We start from the raw sequence: 20,468 nt of genomic DNA, 5'->3' as shown, positions 1-20,468 counted from the left end.
TCCAAGAACCGGGTGCGACCGGGTGAACCTATGCATGCCGGTTGGCGTGCAAACCCCCACCTCCCGCGCTCCCCGCCGCGCTCCCCTGCCCCCTCGCACTTCTCCACTTTTGGGGCGCCGCATTTTTGACACCTTGAAACGGCATGTGCGATAACTCCCGGTCAGCCTTTTCTCACCACCGCACAAGGAGTGGCAGGCGATGTTCACGGGCGTGAAGGTCTTCTCCGCTACGAAGGCCAAGGAGCGGGAAGAGTTGGGTGAGAACGTCACCCGCTGGATCAAGAGCAACTCCGATCTCGAGATCGTGGACCGGGTCGTCTGCCAGTCCTCCGACAACGAGTTCCACTGCTACACGCTGGTGCTGTTCTACAAGCACGCGAAGCCGCCGGCCGCGCAGTAGGACGCCGCACCCGCACCGCAGCTGCTGAAGGCCTGATCCCCCCGCACGCGCTGCCGTCCGACGCGCGCGGGGAGACCGGGCCTTTCTATTTCGATCTGTTATGGTCCGCCCCGTGGCGCGCTTCGAAGACGAGGACGGGGAGGAGGACCGGCTGCTCCGCACGGATGCCCTTCCGGCCCTGCGCATGACGCGGGTGCGGGTGCGGCTCCTCGTGCTGTCGGGGCCCGAAGCGGGCCAGAGCTACCCGTTGACGCCCGGGCGCTACCGGTTGGGCGCGGATCCCGCGTCGGACATCGTCATCGCGGACCGGGCCGTGTCGCGCAGCCACCTGCTGCTGGACGTGCGCGAGGACGGCATCCAGGCGGTGGACGTGGGCTCGCGCAACGGCTCCTTCTGCGAGGGCATGCGCTTCACCACGCTGGACGTGCGGCCGGGCGCGGTGCTCACGCTGGGCACCACGGAGCTCAAGCTGGTGCCGGAGGGCGAGAAGTCGCGCGCCATGCCGCTGTCCAACCGGGAACGCTTCGGCAACCTGGTGGGCTCCAGTCGCCGCATGCGGGAGCTGTTCACCCTGCTGGAGCGGCTGGCGCAGGGCGAGTCGGACGTGCTCATCCAGGGCGAGACGGGCACCGGCAAGGAGCTGTGCGCGGAGGCGCTGCACACGCACGGCACCCGCTCCAAGGGGCCCTTCGTCATCGTGGACCTGGCGGGCGTGGCGCCGCAGCTGTTGGAGTCGGAGCTGTTCGGCCACGTGAAGGGCGCCTTCACCGGCGCCCAGGCGGACCGGGCGGGCGCGTTCGAGCGCGCGCACGGCGGCACCCTCTTCCTGGACGAGGTGGGGGAATTGCCCCTGGAGGTGCAGCCCCGGCTCCTGCGCGCGCTGGAGCGCCGGCAGGTGAAGCGGGTGGGCGCCAACGACTACCGCGCGGTGAACGTGCGGGTGGTGGCCGCCACGCACCAGGACCTGGAGGGCGCGGTGAAGGCCGGCCGCTTCCGGGGGGACCTGTTCCACCGGCTCGCGGTGCTGCGCGCGATGCTGCCGCCCCTGCGCGAGCGTCCGGAGGACATCCCGCTGCTCATCGACACCGTGCTGGAGCGCATGGGCAAGCCGCCGAGCGCCCTGTCGGACCAGACGCGCGCCCTGCTCACCCAGTACCCGTGGCCGGGCAACGTGCGCGAGCTGCGCAACGTGGTGGACCGGGTGGTGAGCCTGGGCGAGTCCGCGCTGCCCGAGTTGCCGGAGACGCCCTCCCGGCCGACTCCCGCCGCGGACGGGGACCCCGAGGACACGCTGTCCCTGCCGCTGGACCTGCCCTTCAAGGAAGCCAAGGAGCGCCTCATCGAGGGCTTCGAGCGCGACTACCTGAAGACGCTCCTGGAGCGGTGCGGCGGCAACGTGTCCAAGGCGTCGCGCGAAGCGGGCATCGACCGCGTGTACCTGCGCAAGCTGCTGCGCAAGCACGGGCTCGCGTCCGGGCCGGACTAGGCTCCCCTCCCCCAAGCTCCCCCCCAAGAGCCACGGCCGCCGTGGCCGGGGTGACACTGCGCCGGGACTCCCCGCCAGGAGCGCTTGTCTGCGCTTTTCAGGCGGCCCATCTTGGGAGGACCCACGCGAGGAGGGTGCCGTGCGCCAGGGAACGGGGAGGCTGCTGTTGCTGGGAGGGCTGGGGTTGTTCGCCAGCGCGTGTCAGTCCCGCGACGGGACGACCGAGGCGTCCACCACCGCGCCCCTCGCGCTGTTCCAGTCGCCCCGCGTGGAGGCACTGCCGGAGGGCTCTGGCGGCAGCGGGAGCGCGGGTGAGGCCGCCGTGCCCCTGGATACGCCCGACTTCTACGGGACGGTGACGACGGCGGAGGGTCAGGGCTTCACGGTGCGGGACGACGACGGCGTGGAGCGGCCCTTCGTGGTGGCGCCCACGACGCGCATCCTGCTCGACGGCAAGCGCGTGGCCCGGGCCCGGCTCCACGAGGGCGTGCTGGTGCACACCACCTACGGTGAGCGGCTGGGCACCTGGGTGGCCACCGACGTGGAGATCTACCCCGGCACGCCGTCGCGGGACCTCACCGCGGCGGCGGCGCCGGTGAAGCGCTGAAGCCTCAGCCTGAGCCTCAATAGACGGCGAGCGCCTGCGGCAGGTGGTAGCTCACGATGGTGAGCACCGGAATCCTGGGGCCCTCGTCCTCGTCGTCGGTGGTCATCCCGGACGTGACGCGCAGGCCGTCGAAGCGCGCGAGGATGACGTAGTCGCGGCGGCTCTCCAGGAACGGATCCGGCGCGGGCAGCCGGCCCAGGGCCTCGCGGCCGGTCTCCTCGGAGATGTTGTCGTAGGTCCTCACGGTGGCGGACTGGCCGGTGCTCTCGCGCGTCACGAGCGAGCCTCCCACCCGTCCCTCGCCCGTCAGCACGGTCCTTCCGCCCAGGTCCCCGGACGTCTCCGACAGCGTGTCGGTGCGGTACGTCACGCCCACGTCGCGGTGGGAGCCCACGGACTGGAGCCCCTGCTCCACCAGCCACAGCGTGGGGCGCTCGCCGTCCAGCCGCTGATCCGCCACCTGCGCGCGCAGCAGCACGTAGCGCCCGCGGTAGGTGTCCGGCTGGGCGATGGCGGACGCGAGCGAGAAGATGGGCACCTTGCGCGCGTGCAGCAGGCGCAGCTCACCGTCCACGCTGCCTCCGCGCTGGGCCACCACGCGGGCGATGAGCGGGGCCGCGTCCGGACGCACGCGCAGGTCCTCCGCCCACGCACTGCCCAGCACCGCGCCCAGCTGCGTGAACGTGGGCTGGTCCGCGCAGAGCTTCAGCGCCAGCCACGCGTCGTCGCGAGAGGACGCCTGGAGCCGGCGGGCCGCGCCCTCGCAGGCGGCGGCCGTGGGGTAGCGGGCCAGGAAGGCGCGGGCGTCCTGCGGCGACGGCGGCGGGTCCTCGGGAGGCGGCCTGGACGCGGGCGCGGGCTGCGGCGGGGGCGGCGCCTCCGTGAGGGCGCGGTCCTCCAGGGCCACGTGCGAGTGCGACGCACCGCAACCGGTGACGAGCGCGCCCAGCAGGGACAGCATCGGGAGACGGGACATGGCGCGGGGCTCCGGGAAGGCGGGGGCGGGCTACAGCGACGCGGAGCCGGTGCGCTGGCTTGCGCGCGACGGCGCCGGACGGGGAAGGGACGCGGAGGACGGCAGCATCATGGAGCAGGCGTCGTGGCAGCGCTCGTCCATGCAGGCGAGCGCGGCGGGCCCGGCCTGCTGGCGCGACACGTCCGCGTAGCAGGCCTCGCCGTTGCCGGGGCACTGGCTGCGCGCGGCGCACTCACAGCAGGTGGAGGCCACGGTGGCCATCAACTGCACGTCCTGGAGCACGGTGGACAGCGCGCGGTAGCACGCGCGGGCCGCGGGCGAGAAGCGCCCCTTCGAATCCACCACCGGCGCGCCGCCTTCGATGCCGCAGCGGCCCACCACGGCGGCGTACTTGCGCTCGCAGACGGTGACGAGCTTCGCGTCCGGCTGGCCGTCCCGGGCGTTGCTGACGGCCTCCGTGCAGAGCGCGCGCGACGCGTCCTGGAGCAGCTTGACGTTGGAGCGCTCCACGTCGGAGTTGGGGGCGCCCGCGGGCGGTACCTCCGCCTCGAAGACGCACTCCTTGCCCGCGCGCAGCGTGTCGATGGTGCAGGACCACGCCGTGGGGGACGCATCCACCACGGGGGGAGCGCCCAGGGCTTCGGGCGGCAGGGACGACGGCGCGGTGCCAGACGGCGCGGCGCCGAGGAGCATCAGGGACCACAGGAGCATCGCCTTCATGGAGCCGGAGCGTAGGGCTTCGGCTCGCGCCGCTCAAACAGGAGCATCCAGACGATGTTCGCCCTGCGCCACGGGGGCGGGTACGTCCTGACCGACTCCCGTCCCCACCTTCACGGGTGGCGCCTTTGAACGGCCGAGGACAATCGGCGGTTCGATGAGCGCGGGCGGCGTGGCCCGGGTGTCGCGCGGGTCGGGCACCCACACCGGATCCCGGACGAGCCCGCTGCGCTTCCAGCGGCGCGGCACCCGGCGGATGCCAATGGGGTACACGGTGAGTCGTCCGTCCGCGTCGAAGTGGAGCCGGAGGAAGTTCTTCCAGTCCGGGATGGACAGCGACGAGAACGCTTCGTTGGGGTGACAGGCGAACACGTTGAGCGACAGCAGCAGGTACACGCCCACCACCAGCGGCCCCACCAGCGCGCCTCCGCCGAAGAGCAGCAGCCCGCTGAACAGGTCGCGCCGGAGGCTCCAGCGCAGCTCGCCCGCCAGCGGCGCGGCGATGGAGGCCACGGCCCAGATGAGCAGCAGCGCGATGACCAGGTGCGCCGCCCCGTGCAGGCTGCCGGACACCTGCTTCCAGCGCTTGCCCCTCCGGCCGTCCGCGAACGCGATGCAGCCCAGCACCAGGAAGGCCGCGAGCACCATCGAGCCCGTGCTCTGCAACACCGCGTTGAGGACCGCGCGGAACGGGGGGATGCCCACGGGGCCTTCGTTGAGGTTCGCCGTCACACCCCAGCCCAGCAGCATGTACACGACGCCCATGAACGCGGCGAACCAGGGGTTGAGGCCGGTGAACGCCAGGTTGCGCCAGGTGAGCCGCCGCGACGTCGCCTGGGACGGAAAGCACTCCTTCAACGCGTAGCCGCCCGGCCGCTGGTCCACCTTCGGCAGGTGCGTGGGGTGCAGGAACGCCCCTCCCCCACCCGCGACGATCTTCTGCCGCCCTTCCGCGTCCTCGTGCCGCCGGTAGTGGTGCAGGTCCCCCGCGAGGAACACGCTCACCTTCTTGCCCAGCACCTTCTGCTCCAGGAAGTCGATGTTGTGGTCCATGAAGCCGCGGCCCGCGTGGGGCTGCACCTGCTGTTTGATCCACGCAGGCTCCGCGTTGCACAGGATGATGCGGTCCGTGTCCGGAATCTCCCGGGCCACCTTCTGGAAGAACTCCACCTGCGACGCATCCAGGTCGGACTCCAGCTGCATGTCCGTGCCCAGCAGCCACCAGCCATGCGGCAGCTTCACCGCGAAGTAGCTGCGTTGCTGCTTCGTGCGCCAGCCCTGGGAGCGCCGGCCCTGGCAGAACAGGCGCGTGAAGGACACCAGCCCGTCGTACCAGTCGTGGTTGCCCGGCACCGCGAACAGGTGCGGCCGGTGGCGCCTGCGGTTCAGCGCGTCGGCGTAGGGCACCACCGTGCGCGCCTGGTACTCCTCGATGCTCGCGGTCGGGTACACCTCATCCCCGCCGAACACGAGCACCTCTCCGCCCAAGGTGGAGTGCACCTTGCCGGACGCATCCCGCACGTCCAGCGCCGGCGCCATCACGGCGGAGGCCACCGCGTAGGTGGAGTCCCAGCCGTCGCCCAGGTCCGCGACGTAGTCCAGCCACAGCTCCTCGCGGGGGTGGCCGTCATCGTCCTCCGAGTAGTCGAACGCGAGCGGCTGCGGCCGGGCCACCGCGTCCAGCAGCCGCCGGTCCGCCTGCCGTCCAATGGTCCCCGACAGCAGCGTCTTCAGGCCCGTCTTCGCGAGCACGCCCGGGTCGTACCAGGCCACCATCGGCCGGCCCGCGGGCGCCTCCGGCAGGGGCCCGGGCTTCTCTCGCCCGCCCGCTACGTCAAAGGTGCGGACTGCCATGGTCGCTCCTCCATCCGGCTCCGGGCGCGGCCAGGCGCGACGCGGGAGTGGGCGTCGATGAGGTGATCCGCGAAGCGGTCCGCCAGCGCGGCGATGGTGAGGCTGGGGTTGGGACCGGTGGGGCCCGGCATCATCGCGCCGTCGACCACGTACAGGCCGGGGTGCCCGAAGGCCTCACCCGACGCATCCACCACGCCCATCGCGGGCGAGCGGCCCATCGGACAGCCTCCCAGCGGGTGCACGGTGATGACCCGGCTCAGGTAGCTGAGCGGGTTGTCCACCAGCGTCCCCTCGAGCGTGCGGGCGATGTCCGCCATCGACTGGCGCAGCTGATCGAAATAGTCCCGCGAGGACTTCATCCGCCAGTCGATGTCCAGCATCCCGTCCGACGTCAGGCGCATCTGCCCGTCCGGCGTGTCGCGCCCCATGCCGAGCAGCGGCAGCGACGTCGCGGAGCCCAGGGCTTCGCCCAGCAGCCCGGCGATCTCCGCGCTCACGTCCGAGTCCCGCGTGAGCCCCGTCCACCCGCGCAAGAGCCGCCACCCCAGGCGCAGGCCGCGCTTCACCAGGGACGCCTGGTTCGCGCCCTCGTAGAGCCAGTTGACGAACTCCGGGTAGCCCGCGTCCTCGACGTAGTAGCCCCGGCCCGTGCCGCCCTCCTCCCTCCCCCGGAAGTGGAGCGCGCTGGTGATGACCGGGCCGCGCCCGCCCTCCAGGATGCGCGGCAGCTTCTTGCCCGTGCTCGTGTCGCGGCACTGCCGCAGGAAGCCCAGCAGGTCGCCGTTGCCGCAGAAGCGCGAGCCGAGCTGGTGGCTCATCGCGGGGAAGTGCCGCCGGTTCTTCAGGAGCAGGTACGTGGTGCCGAACGTGCCCGCCGCCATCACCAGCCGATCCGCCGTCACGGTGGTGCGCGGCAGCAGCGACCGCGGCGCTTCGCGCGGCGTGCCCTCCGTCACGTCGCGGTGGTCCAGGTACTGCACGACGTAGCCCCCGCCGTCCGCGGGCCACAGCTCCGTCACCTCCGCGCGCGTGCGCAGCTCCGCCCCGGCGCGCTTCGCCGCGGAGAGGTACGTGTAGTCGAGCGTGTTCTTGCTGCCGGAGTTGCAGCCGATGTCGCACTCGCCGCAGAGGTGACAGGTGGTGCGCGTGCGGCCGTGGAGGTTGGGATGCTCCTCGCGGATGGGCTCGCCCGGCACGGGCGCCTGGCCGGGGTTGGCGAACGTCACCGCCAGCGGGGGGAGCTGCCAGTCGGCGGCGCGGCCCATGCGCTGGGCGGCCAGCTTCATCGCCTGCGTCTTCGCGGTGGAGGCATAGGGCGCGTGCTCCAGCGGGTAGCGCTGCGCGCCCATCATCTTCTCCACCGCGTCGTAGTGCGACTCCAGGTCCGCGCGGGTGACGGGCCAGTCCTCGTAGCTCCCGTCGCGCGGATCCTCGTGGATGAAGGTCTCCTCCTCCTTGCGCAGCAGCACGTTGGCGTAGATGAGCGACCCGCCGCCCAGGCCCGCGGACACCACGCCGCCCAGCCCCTTGAACGACCACAGGTTGAAGAGGCCGTGCATGCCCTGGTGCGGATCCCAGAAGTTCCTGCGCATGTCGTGCGGACTGCGGGGGAACGACCAGGGCGGATACGCCTTGCCGCGCTCCAGCACGCAGACGCGCAGCCCGGCGTCCGCCAGGCGCCACGCCATCACCGAACCGCCGAAGCCCGAACCGACGATGACGACGTCGAAGTGCTCAGCGCTCGTGCCCATGCGTCACCTCTCCTTCCGCCTCGCGCCGGGCCCTGGGGGCGTAGAGGTCCCAGAGCGCGCCCAGGAACAGCTGGCCGAAGCGGGTCACCATCTCCACGCCCTCCGTCCCCGGGCGGGAGGAACGCATGCTGGTGACCAGCCGCAGCAGCTCGCGCATGCCCAGCACCAGGATGCCGGAGCCCACCACGGGGCCTCGCGCGTCGGTGCCTTCGTGGAGGTGGCTGTACAGGCGCGTGGTGTCGCGCCAGAGGTCGGGGCCCGGGTCGTCGTGCAGCGTCTTGGTGCCCTCCAGGTAGTAGTCCTTGTCGTGCGCCTGGAAGCGCAGGCCGTAGCTCATGATCTTCGTCCCCGGGTCGTCGGTGGACTGGAAGAGGTTGAAGCTCCCGTCGCGCACCGGGATGTCTTCGCCCAGGGGCTTGTACTCCACGTGGGCCACCAGCCGGGCCGCGTGGGCCTCATCGCGGACGAAGGCTTCCATGTCGTCGACGCTGATGGTGCAGTGCATGGTGAAGGGCGTGGAGCGGCCATCGTGGGCACCGGCCTCGGGGTCGAGGGTGCCCAGGGCCAGCGGACCGGACATGGTCTCGCGGAAGGTCAGGTCGGCAGCGTGTTCAGTCATCTGGGTGATCTCCGGGGTGAGGGGGAGGCCCCCGGCGTCCGCCACCTGGAGGTAGCGACAGGCGTCCGAGTAGCCCTGGTCGATGAGGGACGCAGCCGTCACGTGTCCCGCGTAGAAGTCCGGATCCAACGGCAGGGGCCGCTCGGGTTTGATCAGGTGGACCGCGATGGGCCGGGAGTGCCCCGGCACGTGCTCGCCCGCGAGGATGCGCGCGTTGAGCTCGCGCACCTGCTCCAATTGGGCGAAGAGCGCTCCGTTCGCGCTCAGCTCGATCATGTTGACGTACTGCTCGAAGAAGCCGGAGCCGTAGTTCGCCGTGTTGCCGATGCACCAGGCGATCCACAGCTCGTCCGCCCCACGTCGCACGGCCTCCATCACGTTGGCGTCCTGGATCCACACCGAGTCCAGGTAGAGCCGCCCGTCCTTCGGCACCGGCGGCATGAAGAGGGGCAGGGAGATGCCCGCCACCAGCAGGTCGCGGTCCACGGCGGTGTGGGGGATGGCCTCGTTCGTCTTCCGGCCGAAGTCGCAGACGTTGAAGGTGCCCTCGCGCTCGCGGTTCGCGCGCACGGCGTCCACGTCGATGCCCAGGTGCGGGAAGACGCGCTGGACGATGCCGTCCGCGTCGCCCAGCGCCTCGAGCTTCAGGGGCCGCGCGTACGCATCCAGCGGCATCAGCGACACGAAGTCCTTCACGCGCAGGGTCCGCCACCGCTCGCACATCTCCGCGGGAGACCTGCCAGACAGCCACATCGCCAGCGTGATGATGCCGCCCGACGTGCCGTCCGCGTGCGCGAAGGTCAGCCCCGCGTCCGTCAGCGCGCGCAGCACGCCCGCCTGCCACGCGACGCGCATGCCGCCCCCCGCGAGGATGAGCGAACGTCGGGGCTGCGTACCCTCCCCTGCCCCACGCACCATCGGGGCGCGTGACTCCGCGGGGGTCACCGGCACGGCGGGCGTCGCGTCCGGCCGGGGCTTGATCACGGAGCCCGGCTGCACCCGCTGCCGCAGTGTCGCGAAGTACCCGAGCACCACCAGGGCCGACAGCCCGTCGAACGCCGCCACGAGCAGCGCCAGCGGCGAGAGCAGCCCGCGCGCCACGGCCACGGCCACCATCAGGCACGCCCCGACCTTCTGGAGCCCCGACCACAGGAAGGCCGCCGGGTTCGCGAGCGGCTCGCGCAGGCCGTTCAGCAGCAGGCCGCCGAACAGCACCATGAACATGCCCACGATGCGGAAGAAGTGCGCGGGTGCCGGGGCGTCATCCGCGCTCAAGAGGCGCAGCTCGGTCCCGGCCAGCAGCAGCTGGGCCCCGCCGGCCACGACGGTGATCCACGCGATGGCCGCGAGCACCTGGCGCCACTCGCGCCCGTGGGTGCGGGCCCGGCGCTCCAGCCACCGTGACAGGCCCGCGCTCATGCGTGGGCCTCCCGGCGCCGGGGAAGGGACAGCCCGTAGCGGGACGACCGGGCCTCCGCCGGGCGCTCGGCGCGCAGCACGCGGTGCACGAAGTAGCCCAGCATCCCCAGCCACTGCACCGTCCACAGCCCCACGCGGACGCGGTTCATCCGCATCCACGCGCCCAGCACCTCCGCCAGCCGCTCGGGCGACGTGATGCCGGACGCCATCTCCGCGTTGTACGGAAAGATGAAGATGCGCGTCAGCAGCGTGGCCACCACCACGGACAGCAACACCAGCAGCGGGTACCAGCGCAGCGCGGACCGCCGCTCCCGCCAGGCCAGCACCCCCGCCGACAGCAGCATCACCGCCGTCATGCCGGTGAAGAACCGCGTGGCCGCCTGCACCTGCGGCACGAACTGGAGGTAGTAGTTGTCCACCGTGAGCTGGGGCGCGATGGGGAACGTGAAGAGGATGAGCGACCAGCCCGTGCCCAGGTACATGGACGTGCACAGGAACAGCAGACACGCGTTCGCCAGGTGGGGGAGGTCGCCGCGCTTCATGGCCAGAGGCCCTGGACATTCGTGGGTGGCATGCCGTCGAGATCCGGCGGCGGCATGGGCGTCTGGCCCTGTCCCAGGTCCACGACGCTCTCCAGCCCCTCCGGATACGTGTGCTCGGGCAGCGAGGGCTGGGTGAGGAACCACGCCTCGAAGTGGTCATCCAGCACGCCGTTGGTCGACGGGAAGAACCCGGTGAAGAGGGGGCGGTCGGAGATGCCCAGCTCCTTCAGGGGTCGCACGCGGGGGTGGTCCCCCAACTCCAGCACGGCCTTCGCCCACCGTCCGAGCCGGAAGCCGAACCGGCCCCGGAAGTAGATGTACGACTTCATCAAGAGGCCCCGGAAGGCGCAGTAGTTCGCCGCCGCGGCGCGCAGGGGAAGCCAGGCCATCTTCGGGCGTTCGATGCTCACGTGCACCGCCTGCTGGCCGCCCTCCATGTAGCGGCTGCTCACGGTGCCGTCCTCGATGTGGAAGTCCAGCCGGGCCAGGTGCTTGGGCATGCCCCAGATGCCCTTGCCGCCCTTCACGGAGACCTCCGTGTTCACCGGCAGGTCAATCACGTACTGCCCGACACCGTAGTGCTTGCGGAACAGCAGCGGCAGCAGCGGCGGCGCGGGCCGGAGCCCATGCGTGCACGCCAGCGCGACGCTGAACTCGATGTACGCGCCAATGTCCGTGACGCGGTAGTCGATGACGGTGATGAGCAGCACGCCCCGGTCTCTCGTCACCCGCAGCGGGTGCAGCTCGTTGCCGGGCAGCAGGCTCGCGGCGCGGCGCGCATCCACCGTGAAGGCGGCCACCAGCGCCGGGGAGCCCTGCGAATTCACGGGCAGCTCATACGGGATGTCGTCCACCCGCGAGTAACGGCCCGCCTGCTTCTTGATGCGCTTGGGGATGGACATGACAGGCCTTTCACACCGGGCGGTCCAGCTCGGAGAGGAGAAGGGGGAAGACGTCCTGGGCCGCGCGCTTGCCCATGAAGACATCCAGGTGGCCGTAGCCGGGCAGCACGTGCAGCGAGTGCCGGCCCGGGTGGAAGTGCTCCAGGTGCTCGAAGCTGCGGCGCTGGCTCTCCGCGAGGAAGCAGCGGTTCTCCTCGCCCGCGAAGAACGCGAAGCGCGCCTCCGTCTGGGGCTCGCGCTCGCCCAGGTCCTCCGGCAGCGCGCGGAAGCCCTCCACCGGCACCAGGTGGCCGGCGCGCACGCACGCGTCCATCTGGCGGAAGAAGGTGAAGGGCACCGGGCCGAACTCGTGCTGGAGCCACTCGTGCGTGCGGGCGTTCAGGTTCTCGTGGCGCCAGAGCACCGGGAAGCCCGTGCCGTAGGTGAAGCTCGTCCAGCGGCAGACCAGGTTGTCGCACTCGTGATGCGTCGCCTGCACCACGCGCGTCAGGGCGCGGGCCGTGCGCGTGGGGCCGCCGTAGGCCCACTGCGGATCCAGGTACGGCGTCAGCTGCGCGACCAGTGGGACGGCGTAGTGCAGCTTCAGCTTCGCGGACGGGGGCACCACCGGGTGCAGCGACACCGCGTTGGTGACGATGACGTCCACCTCCGGCAGCAGCCCCGCCACCGCGGCCATCGTGAAGCTGGTGGAGCCCTGGCAGTGGACGACGGCCTTGACGGTGTCGTGCCCTGTCTCGCGCACCACGGTCTGGATGGCGGCCGGGTGGTCCAGGACGGCGGCCTGGTCCAACGTCCATTCACCGGGCTCCACGTCGATGCTCGCGCGCCAGTTCTCCAGCCACACGTCGTAGCCATCGTCGATGAGCGCATCCACCAGCGTCTGGCGCACGGGGGCGCGGAAGATGTTCCCCCGCACGCCCGCGCCATGCACCAGCACCACCGGTCCCTTGTCCGCCTTCTCGAAGCCGCGCAGGTGCACCAGGTGCAGCGCGCGCCCATCCCCCGCGAGGAAGGGAACGACCTCCTCGAAGTAACGGGCTTCATGGATTGATTCCGCGGACATGATGTCCCCCCAATGACAAACGTGGGGCGGTGCGTCGGAGGCGACAACCGCCATGCAAACCCTGCCGCGCGGCCCCTCGCCGGTCCTGACCGGGGCTTCGCGGAACGGCGTGGCGCCTCCCTGACACGCCGCCCAAGCCGGGCGTGCGGTGCTAAGGGTGGAGGCATGGACCAGGACACGGGTTGGAGCGACTACGAGGCGGGCGCGACGCTCGGGGGCGAGGGCAGCCAGGGCGGCATCGTGGTGCGCGACGAGGGCTATCGCGGCAACCTGCGCCTCACCTACGAAGCGGACGAGGAGCGCTCCTTCCACTCCATCACCTGCGGCATCGCCGGGTGGCTCCGGCACCCGCGCTTCTTCTACACCGCCGAGGAAGCCACCCGCGCCTTCGAGGCGATGAAGCCCGCGCTGGAGGAGCTGGGCGCGAAGCTCTCCGAAGGCGGCCCGCGTTCGACAGCGGACGGCCAGGCGGCGGGCCCGCTGCTCGCCGACTTCGTCGTGCGCTTTTCCTGAGGCCCGTCCCTTCCGCGTAAGGGTTGCTTAAGGTTCTCCCGCGATAACCCGGTTCGCCGTCCGGGCCACTCCGGATGGTCCCGCGAGTGGCACCCCCGCCGCTCCCGGCTCCCCGTCTCCCGGAGGAACCCCGGATGAAGAGCGAGACCCCTCAGGACCTGCTCCCCCAGGTCATCACGCGTCGAGGCATCCTGCGCGGCATCGGCCTGTCACTGGCCGCGGTGCCGCTGGGCAAGCTGCTCATCGCCTGTGGTGGCAGCGAGACCGACGGCGTGACGGGCGACACCGACGCGGGCACGACGGATCCCGGCGTGTGGGCCACCGGCGGCACCGCGGCGATGACCGCCGCCGCCAGCTACCCGGACCCGTTCGCCGCGGGCCTCGGCACGGTGTGCAACCTCACCTGCGAGTCCACGCTGGGCCCGTGCTACGCGACGACGCTGGAGCGCAAGGACATCAGCGAGGGCCACGACGGCCTGCCGGTGCGCCTGGCCTTCCTCATCGTCGATGAGACGTGCAAGTCCATCCCGGGCGCCACGGTGGACATCTGGCACGCCGCGCCTGAAGGCCTGTACTCCGGCGAGGACGCCAGTGACTTCTGCACCTCCGGCGACGCGGTGGCGCGCGCGGCGCGGTGGTTCCGCGGCGTGCAGACCACGGACGCGAACGGGCGGGCGGACTTCGACACCTGCTTCCCGGGTTGGTACAGCAGCCGCACCATCCACATCCACTTCACCGTGCGCGTCAACGGCAGCGAGTTCGTCACCTCGCAGCTCTTCTTCGACGACACGCTCAACGACGACATCGTCAACACCCAGCCGCTGTACAACACGCGCGGGGCACGCGACACGACCAACGCCAACGACAACGTCGTCTCCGCGGAGAGCGTGGGCAACTACCTGTTCACCACGCAGCGCCTGCCGGACGGCGCGATGCTCGCGGCCAAGACGCTCATCATCCGCTCCTCGCTCGCCAACGCGCAGTGCGCCATCCCGGGCGGCGGTGGCGGTCCCCCGCCGGGCGGTGACGGCGGCATGGGCCCGCCACCCGGTCGCGACGGCGGCTTTGGCGGTCCGCCTCCGGGCTTCGACGCCGGAGTGCCCTGAGCCAGACTGTGCTGGAGCCCCGGACATCTCCGGGGCTGGAAAGGGAGGCCTGACGCATGGGGGACCGCATCCTGCTGGTGGAGGACGATGAGCCGCTCGGTTCGCAGATCGTCGGGCACCTCCGGGGCGCGGGCTTCGACCCCGTCTGGTGGCGCGAGGGCCGCCTGCTGGTGGCCGGCGAGCTTCCGGACGTGAGCCTCGTGGTGTTGGACCTGATGCTGCCCGGCACCTACGGCCTGGACATGCTCAAGGCGCTGCGGACCTTCTCGGAGGTCCCGGTGCTCATCCTCAGCGCGCGCAACGACACGTTGGACAAGGTCCGCGCCCTGAAGCTGGGCGCGGACGACTACATGACGAAGCCCTTCTGGCCGGAGGAGCTCGTCGAACGCGTGCGCGCGCGCCTGCGTCGCCCCACCCTCCAGAAGGAGCAGGCGGTGGTGGAGGTGGGCCCGCTGCGCATTGATTTGCAGGGGCACGCCGTGCAGGTGCGCGGGCGGCCGGTGGAGCTGACGCGGGTGGAGTTCGGCCTGCTCGCGGCGCTGGCGCGCAGGCCCCAGGAGGCCGTGACGCGGCAGTGGCTGGTGGAGCACGTGTTGGATCCGGAGCGCGAGGGCACGGAGCGCACGCTGGACGTCCACGTGTCGCGGCTGCGGCGCAAGCTGGCCCCGGTGAAGTGCGTGGAGACGGTGTGGGGCGTGGGCTACCGGCTGGTGCCCGGGGAGGACGCGTGAAGCTGCGACTGCGGCTGGCGCTCACGGCGGTGGCGGTGACGGTGCCCACGGCGTTCGCGCTGGTGCAGGTGGAGCACTCGGTGCGCCGGCGCACGACGGACGAGGTCATCGCCGAGTCCACGCTGGCGCAGATGCAGTCCGGGGGCCGCGAGCGCTGCGAGGCCGCGCCCGACACCTGGATGGTCCGCACGCGTTCTCCGCGTCCGCCATGGGAGCACGACGGAGGCGGCCCGGGAGAACCGCCCTCCGGGCCGGGCAACGGCGGGCCGCCCCGGGACAGCCCGGGTGGCAAGGGGCCCTTCCGCGGACGGATGCCGCCCGTGCAGCTGTTCCCGTTCGACAGCCAGTTCGTGTCGCGCAACGCGCAGGCGCCCGCGCTGGACGACGACCTGCGCGAAGGGGTGCGGACGGATGGCGTGGGCGTGCGCCGCTACTCGAAGGAGGACGGCGCGTTCGTGCAGGACCTGCTCCTGCGCATGCCCTGGGAAGGTGGGCCGTGCGAGTACGTGCTGGCCCGGCGTGTGGAGCCCTCCAACTCGCCGGAGGTGGGCCTGCCTCCGTTGAACATCTGGGGGGTGCCCACGCTCATCCTGTTGTCGGCGATGGTGGTGGCCCTGGGGCCGGTGGTGCAGCGGCTGCGCCGGCTCACGGAGGAGGTGCGTGCGTCCTCTGGCAGCCACTACCAGCAGCCCGTGACGGTGCAGGGCGACGACGAGATCGCGGAGCTGGCCCGGGCCTTCCAGGAGGCCCGCGAGGAGATCCAGGCCCAGATGGCGCACCAGGTGGCCCGCGAGCAGACGCTGCGCGACTTCCTGGCCAACACCACGCACGACGTGATGACGCCGCTCACGGTGCTGCAGGGCCACCTGGCCGCGATGCAGCAGCGGCTCCGGACAGGAGAATCACTGGAGCCCGGCCTGGTGAACTCCGCGATGGGCGAGGCGCACTACATGGCCTCGCTGGTGCACAACCTGGGAGCGGCGGCGCGGCTGGAGGCGGGAGCGCCCCAGGTGCAGCACGCGCCGGTGGATCTGAACGCCCTGGTGTCGCGCGTGTTGGGACGGCACCAGCCCATCGCCCGTCCGCGTCGCATCGCCCTGGAGAGCGGCGTGCCGGCGACGACGACCTGGGTGATGGGCGACGAGACGCTCCTGGAGCAGGCGGTGAGCAACGTGGTGCTCAACGGCATCCGCTACGGACGCGAGGACGGCCACGTGGCGGTGGTGCTGGAGACGACGCGCCAGCAGACCTTCCACCTGCGCGTCATCGACGACGGGCCGGGCATCCCGGACGACGAACGCTCGCGCCTGCTGGAGCGCCGCTTCCGGGGCAACGCGGCCCGCACGCGAGCCCCGCAGGGCCAGGGCCTGGGGCTGCACATCGTGCACAACGTCGTGGAGCTGCACGGCTGGACGTTGGCCCTGGCGCCCTCGGATTACGGAGGACTGGAGGTCGGCTTCACCGGCCCGCTGATGACGCCTCCGGACTGACGTGCCCTGCCTTCGCGTCACGCCGATCGCTTCCGCAGGGTCCGTCTTCTAGTACCACCCGGTCGCATCCAGGAGGAGAACTCCCACGAGCTGGCGCCATGGGCGCGCTCCACGACCGGGTCCGCCCCACTGCTTCATGAGGCGGACACCGTCCGGGGCCGCCAGGGCATGGCCTCCGCTCGGTCCTGGCACTGCCACGCGCTCTTCAGCCCCCCGTCGCCGGTCGACACGCTCCTGGGCGGAGCGTCCCGGCGACGGAGCGGATGAACCTGTCCGACTGTCGGACAGGTTGGTGAGCAGCGCGCCCGGCAGCCCCCCACCGCTTCACCGGGGGACGGGCTGGGGCCGTCCGGCGACCTTAGAGATCCCGCGGATTCATGACCGGGATCCGCTGGGCCTTGGGCATCCCAGCCCTCGCCAGCGTCCGGCGCGTGTAGCCCGCGGGGCGGACCGTCGGCGTCGCACGGTTCTTGTGCGGAGGCGTGATGCGAGTCGTGCCTCGCGTCGCCTTCAGGGGCTTCGTGCGCGGGGGCGTGGCGCGGGCCATCCGGGTCTCCATCGTGGTCTTCGTACGAGGAGCCGCAACGCGGGTCGTCCGAGTCGTCATCGCGGTCTTCGTGCGTGGAGTCGCGGCGCGGATCATCGGCCTCGTCATCGCGTTCCTCGTACGAGGAGGCGTAGCGCGAGCCATCCGCGTCGCCATCGTGTTCTTCGTGCGCGGAGTCGCAGCGCGGTCCATCCGCGTCGTCATCGCGGTCTTCGTGCGAGGAGGCGTAGCGCGAGCCATCCGCGTCGCCATCGTGTTCTTCGTGCGCGGAGTCACAACGCGGGTCGTCCGAGTCGTCATCGCGGTCTTCGTGCGCAGCGGCATGACACGGTGGTTCATCCGCATCGCCTTCACAGGCTTCGTGCGCGGAGCCGCGACGCGGGCCATCCGCGTCATCTTCACGGTCTTCATCCGCGAAGGCATCGCCCGCGTCGCCTTCCCCACCACGGGCGTCCGCATCGCGGGCCGCGCCTTGCGCAGGGCCGCCTTCGTCATCCGGCCCAGCTGAAGTTCGAACCGCGCCAGCGCCGTGCGGAACATCGCCGCCTTGCGCCGGGTGTTCATCTCCCCTTCCACCTTGCGGCCCCGCAGGGGAATGCGTGTCCCCGGGGCCACGCGCCGCACCTGCTGCGAGCGCAGCGCGTACCGGCCCATCATGTCGCGCGCCCGCTTCACCATCCGCTGAAGCTCGCGCCGCGACAGCGCCATCAGGTTCCGCGGGGCGCTGGCCACCATCACCTGCCGCTCCCGCTCGTTCATCAACGCCGCACCCGCATCCATCACCTTGCGCATGTCCGCCCCTCCCTGGGGTTCTCGAAACAGTCGCAAGGTTTGGGGGTCACGCGCCGCGCGGCAAGGCAGCGTCAGCGCGAGCCTGCTCCACCGCCCATCCCCGGGGATACGGATCCGTGTCCTCCGGACATCAGCCGGACACGGACGCGGGCCGCGCTTCCAGCAGCACCGACAGCTTCTCCAGCGCCAGCCGCGCCCGCGTCTTCACCGTGCCCAGCGGATGCCCTGTCTTCTCGGCGATCTCGCTCTGGGACAGGCCCTCGAAGTACGCGAGCAGCACCACCTCCCGCTGCTCCGGCGGCAGCTGCGCCAGCGCCGCGCGCACCCGCGCCTGGTCCTGCCTCGCGGCCACGGAGACATCCGGCGCCAGCGGCGTCGCGCTCACCGGCGGGGCCTCCTGGCTGACGCCCTCCACCATCCGCGACACCGTGCCCAGTGACCGCAGCCGGTCGATGGAGCGCGTGCGGGCAATGGTCGTCACCCACGTCTCCAGCCCACCGCGCGCGGGGTCGAACTCGCGCGCGCGACGCCACACGTCCAGGAAGATCTCCTGAAGGACCTCCTCCGCGTCCGCGCGCGTGGGCAGGAGCCGCACCGCGATGGCGAAGGCCCGCGCCGAACACCGCGCGTACACGTCGCGCATGGCGTCCGCGCTGCCGAGTGCCACCTGCCTCAGCAGGTCGCGATCGGCCGACAGGTCACTCGCTTGCTGAGCGGAGGAGTCGGTAGGCGCCATGTTCATCCCGGATACCGCAACCGGAGGGGCGGATCCCAGCTTCAACTATCGAGAGTCTTCCACCCAGCCTCGCAGGGTAGTCGCCTGTCCCCTCCATCCCTAACGTTGACAGGCCAACGCGACCAGGCGGTCGTCCTCTTCAATCAACAACACCCGCAAATTGCCGCCTGGAGCCATCCACTCACAGTCCTATAAGCCACCGTCAGCCGATATGACCGACCGACTCGGAAGCGTGTTCATCGAGAACGTCCAGCCGGAGCTGGACGCAGGGCGCTACGCCATCAAGCGCATCGCCGGGGAGAGCCTGACCGTCCGCGCGGACATCTTCAAGGAAGGTCACGATGTCCTCGTGGCCGTCGCGCGCTGGCGCCAGGTCACCCCCGCCGCCCAGAAGACGGACTGGGCCGAGGTGCCCCTCACTCCCAAGAGCAACGACGCCTGGGAGGGGGTCATCCCCCTGGCCCGGAACGGCCGCTACGAATACACGATTGAAGCCTGGCCGGATCTCTTCCGCACGTGGGCGCACGAGCTGAAGCGCAAGGTGGACGCGGGCCGCGACGTGAAGAGCGAGCTGCTCGAAGGGGCCGCCCTCCTGGAAGGCGCCGCCGCGCGCGCCAAGGACGTCTCCGCGGAGGACAGCCGCGTCCTCGCCGAGGCAGGCGCCCGCCTGCGCACACCGCCCTCCCCGGACCACCTCCTCGCCGCGCTGTCACCCGAGCTGGCGGACGTGGCGTCGCGCCACCCGGACCGCACGCTCGCGCGCCGCTACGACCAGGTGCTGGAGGTGTTCGCGGACCGGGAGAAGGCGCGCAACGCCGCCTGGTACGAGTTCTTCCCCCGCTCCGCGAAGCGCGACGGCGTCACGCACGGCACCTTCAAGGACGCGCAAGCGTGGCTGCCGTACATCCAGAAGCTGGGCTTCGACACCGTCTACCTGCCGCCCATCCACCCCATCGGCCGCACCGCGCGCAAGGGCAAGAACAACAGCCTGCGCGCGCAGCCCGGCGACGTGGGCAGCCCGTGGGCCATTGGCGCGGCGGAGGGCGGCCACAAGGCCATCCACCCGGAGCTGGGCACGTTCGCGGACTTCCGCGCGTTCGTGGACGCAGCTCAAGCACACGGCATCGAAGTGGCGTTGGATCTCGCGTTCCAGTGCGCGCCGGACCACCCCTACGTGAAGGAGCACCCGGAGTGGTTCCAGCACCGCCCGGACGGCACCATCAAGACGGCGGAGAACCCGCCCAAGCGCTACGAGGACATCGTCAACTTCGACTGGATGGGCCCCGCGCGGGACTCCCTCTGGAAGGAGCTGAAGTCCGTGGTCCTCTTCTGGGTGGAGCACGGCGTGCGGACCTTCCGCGTGGACAACCCGCACACGAAGCCCATGCAGTTCTGGCACTGGCTCATCCGTGAAGTGCAGGACCTGCACCCGGACGTGCTCTTCCTGTCGGAGGCGTTCACGCGCCCCAAGGTGATGAAGGCCCTGGGCAAGGTGGGCTTCACCCAGTCGTACACGTACTTCACCTGGCGCCTCTTCAAGGACGAGCTGCGCACGTACCTGGAGGAGATCACCCAGCCTCCGGTGGCGGACTACTTCCGCGGCAACCTCTGGCCCAACACGCCGGACATCCTCCCGGAGAACCTCCAGAACGCGGGCCCCGGCGCCTTCCGCCTGCGCGTGGCGCTGGCCTCCACGCTGTCGTCGGTGTGGGGCATGTACTCCGGCTACGAGCTGTGCGAGGGCCGGCCGGTGCCGGGCAAGGAGGAGTACCTGGACTCGGAGAAGTACCAGCTCGTCGCGTGGGACTGGGACAAGCCGGGCAACATCTCCGACTGGATTGGCAGGCTCAACGCCGCGCGCAAGCAGCACCCCGCGCTCCAGCAGTACACCGGCCTGCGCTTCTTCGAGTCCGACAACGATCGCGTCCTCTTCTACGGCAAGCGCACCCCGGACGGCACCAGCACGGTGCTGGTGGCGGTGAGCCTGGATCCGTACGCGCCGCAGGAGGCCCTGCTGCACGTGCCCATGGAGTGGCTGGGCGTGAAGCCGGAAGAGACCTACCAGGTGCATGAACTGATGGCCGACCAGCGTTCGCTGTGGCAGGGGCCGGACGTGCAGGTGCGCCTGACGCCTGAACAGCCCGCGGCCCTCTTCGCCGTGTACCGCTTCCGCCGCACCGAGCACGCGTTCGACTACTTCGAGTGACACCCTTTTGA

The 20,468-nt window shown here is 71.1% G+C and carries 18 protein-coding genes; 8 read left to right on the top strand and 10 right to left on the bottom strand.

Annotated elements, in window-relative coordinates; genetic code table 11:
• Positions 1–199: 199 nt before the first annotated feature.
• The 3 genes from D7V97_RS09235 to D7V97_RS09225 all read left to right on the top strand — a co-directional run bounded on the left by D7V97_RS09235 (position 200) and on the right by D7V97_RS09225 (position 2,493).
• Entirely contained in the window at positions 200–400 is a 201-nt protein-coding gene (locus D7V97_RS09235) for a hypothetical protein (RefSeq protein ID WP_120610239.1), read from the top strand.
• A gap of 100 nt (positions 401–500) precedes the next feature.
• Positions 501–1,886: a sigma 54-interacting transcriptional regulator gene (locus D7V97_RS09230; RefSeq protein ID WP_120610238.1), complete on the top strand. Its 1,386-nt coding sequence runs from the start codon at positions 501–503 to the stop codon at positions 1,884–1,886.
• A 139-nt stretch (positions 1,887–2,025) separates the two neighbouring features.
• Complete coding sequence (locus D7V97_RS09225; RefSeq protein WP_120610237.1) at positions 2,026–2,493, top strand: hypothetical protein; 468 nt, start codon at positions 2,026–2,028, stop codon at positions 2,491–2,493.
• Between the two features lie 16 nt (positions 2,494–2,509).
• Here the strand turns inward: D7V97_RS09225 and D7V97_RS09220 are convergent, their stop codons facing one another.
• The 8 genes from D7V97_RS09220 to D7V97_RS09185 are packed head-to-tail and all read right to left on the bottom strand — an operon-like array spanning position 2,510 to position 12,336.
• Positions 2,510–3,469 (bottom strand): hypothetical protein, encoded by a 960-nt coding sequence (locus D7V97_RS09220; RefSeq protein WP_120610236.1) that lies wholly within the window; start codon positions 3,467–3,469, stop codon positions 2,510–2,512.
• A 30-nt stretch (positions 3,470–3,499) separates the two neighbouring features.
• Positions 3,500–4,189, bottom strand: a complete 690-nt coding sequence (locus D7V97_RS09215) for a hypothetical protein (RefSeq protein WP_120610235.1) — start codon at positions 4,187–4,189, stop codon at positions 3,500–3,502.
• A 33-nt stretch (positions 4,190–4,222) separates the two neighbouring features.
• Complete coding sequence (locus tag D7V97_RS09210) at positions 4,223–6,040, bottom strand: metallophosphoesterase (RefSeq protein ID WP_120610234.1); 1,818 nt, start codon at positions 6,038–6,040, stop codon at positions 4,223–4,225.
• Positions 6,016–7,791, bottom strand: a complete 1,776-nt coding sequence (locus D7V97_RS09205) for a GMC oxidoreductase (RefSeq protein ID WP_120610233.1) — start codon at positions 7,789–7,791, stop codon at positions 6,016–6,018. The genes D7V97_RS09210 and D7V97_RS09205 overlap by 25 nt, the downstream gene beginning before the upstream one ends.
• The gene (locus D7V97_RS09200) at positions 7,775–9,829 is read right to left on the bottom strand and encodes a patatin-like phospholipase family protein (protein WP_120610232.1); all 2,055 of its coding nucleotides are present in this window, start codon (positions 9,827–9,829) and stop codon (positions 7,775–7,777) included. The genes D7V97_RS09205 and D7V97_RS09200 overlap by 17 nt, the downstream gene beginning before the upstream one ends.
• A complete protein-coding gene (locus D7V97_RS09195) occupies positions 9,826–10,371 on the bottom strand; it encodes a hypothetical protein (protein WP_120610231.1) in 546 nt (181 codons plus the stop codon). Before D7V97_RS09195 ends, D7V97_RS09200 begins: the two co-directional genes overlap by 4 nt.
• Entirely contained in the window at positions 10,368–11,273 is a 906-nt protein-coding gene (locus D7V97_RS09190) for an acetoacetate decarboxylase family protein (protein ID WP_120610230.1), read from the bottom strand. Before D7V97_RS09190 ends, D7V97_RS09195 begins: the two co-directional genes overlap by 4 nt.
• A gap of 10 nt (positions 11,274–11,283) precedes the next feature.
• Positions 11,284–12,336: a triacylglycerol lipase gene (locus D7V97_RS09185; RefSeq protein ID WP_120610229.1), complete on the bottom strand. Its 1,053-nt coding sequence runs from the start codon at positions 12,334–12,336 to the stop codon at positions 11,284–11,286.
• A gap of 165 nt (positions 12,337–12,501) precedes the next feature.
• Here D7V97_RS09185 and D7V97_RS09180 point away from each other — a divergent pair, with 165 nt between their 5' ends.
• From D7V97_RS09180 to D7V97_RS09165, 4 genes are all read left to right on the top strand, one after another.
• The gene (locus D7V97_RS09180; protein WP_120610228.1) at positions 12,502–12,849 is read left to right on the top strand and encodes a hypothetical protein; all 348 of its coding nucleotides are present in this window, start codon (positions 12,502–12,504) and stop codon (positions 12,847–12,849) included.
• A gap of 134 nt (positions 12,850–12,983) precedes the next feature.
• Positions 12,984–13,955 (top strand): protocatechuate 3,4-dioxygenase, encoded by a 972-nt coding sequence (locus D7V97_RS09175; RefSeq protein WP_120610227.1) that lies wholly within the window; start codon positions 12,984–12,986, stop codon positions 13,953–13,955.
• A 56-nt stretch (positions 13,956–14,011) separates the two neighbouring features.
• Positions 14,012–14,686 carry a response regulator transcription factor gene (locus D7V97_RS09170; protein ID WP_120610226.1) on the top strand — a complete coding sequence of 225 codons (675 nt, stop codon included), beginning with the start codon at positions 14,012–14,014 and terminating at the stop codon, positions 14,684–14,686.
• Positions 14,683–16,176: a cell wall metabolism sensor histidine kinase WalK gene (locus D7V97_RS09165; RefSeq protein ID WP_120610225.1), complete on the top strand. Its 1,494-nt coding sequence runs from the start codon at positions 14,683–14,685 to the stop codon at positions 16,174–16,176. The genes D7V97_RS09170 and D7V97_RS09165 overlap by 4 nt, the downstream gene beginning before the upstream one ends.
• A gap of 358 nt (positions 16,177–16,534) precedes the next feature.
• On the opposite strand, the gene D7V97_RS09160 is transcribed toward D7V97_RS09165, so the two are convergent.
• Together D7V97_RS09160 and D7V97_RS09155 are read right to left on the bottom strand one after the other, a co-directional pair.
• A complete protein-coding gene (locus D7V97_RS09160; protein WP_120610224.1) occupies positions 16,535–17,515 on the bottom strand; it encodes a hypothetical protein in 981 nt (326 codons plus the stop codon).
• A gap of 130 nt (positions 17,516–17,645) precedes the next feature.
• Positions 17,646–18,251: a sigma-70 family RNA polymerase sigma factor gene (locus tag D7V97_RS09155; protein WP_120610241.1), complete on the bottom strand. Its 606-nt coding sequence runs from the start codon at positions 18,249–18,251 to the stop codon at positions 17,646–17,648.
• 211 nt (positions 18,252–18,462) lie between these two features.
• On the opposite strand from D7V97_RS09155, the gene D7V97_RS09150 reads away from it, so the two are divergent.
• Positions 18,463–20,457, top strand: a complete 1,995-nt coding sequence (locus D7V97_RS09150) for an alpha-1,4-glucan--maltose-1-phosphate maltosyltransferase (RefSeq protein ID WP_120610223.1) — start codon at positions 18,463–18,465, stop codon at positions 20,455–20,457.
• The last annotated feature ends 11 nt before the right edge of the window (positions 20,458–20,468 follow it).

This window comes from Corallococcus sp. CA053C, assembly GCF_003611675.1.
GTDB lineage: Bacteria > Myxococcota > Myxococcia > Myxococcales > Myxococcaceae > Corallococcus.
The sequence above is the reverse complement of the archived record's forward strand: the minus strand, read 5'-3'. Positions and strand labels throughout refer to the sequence as shown.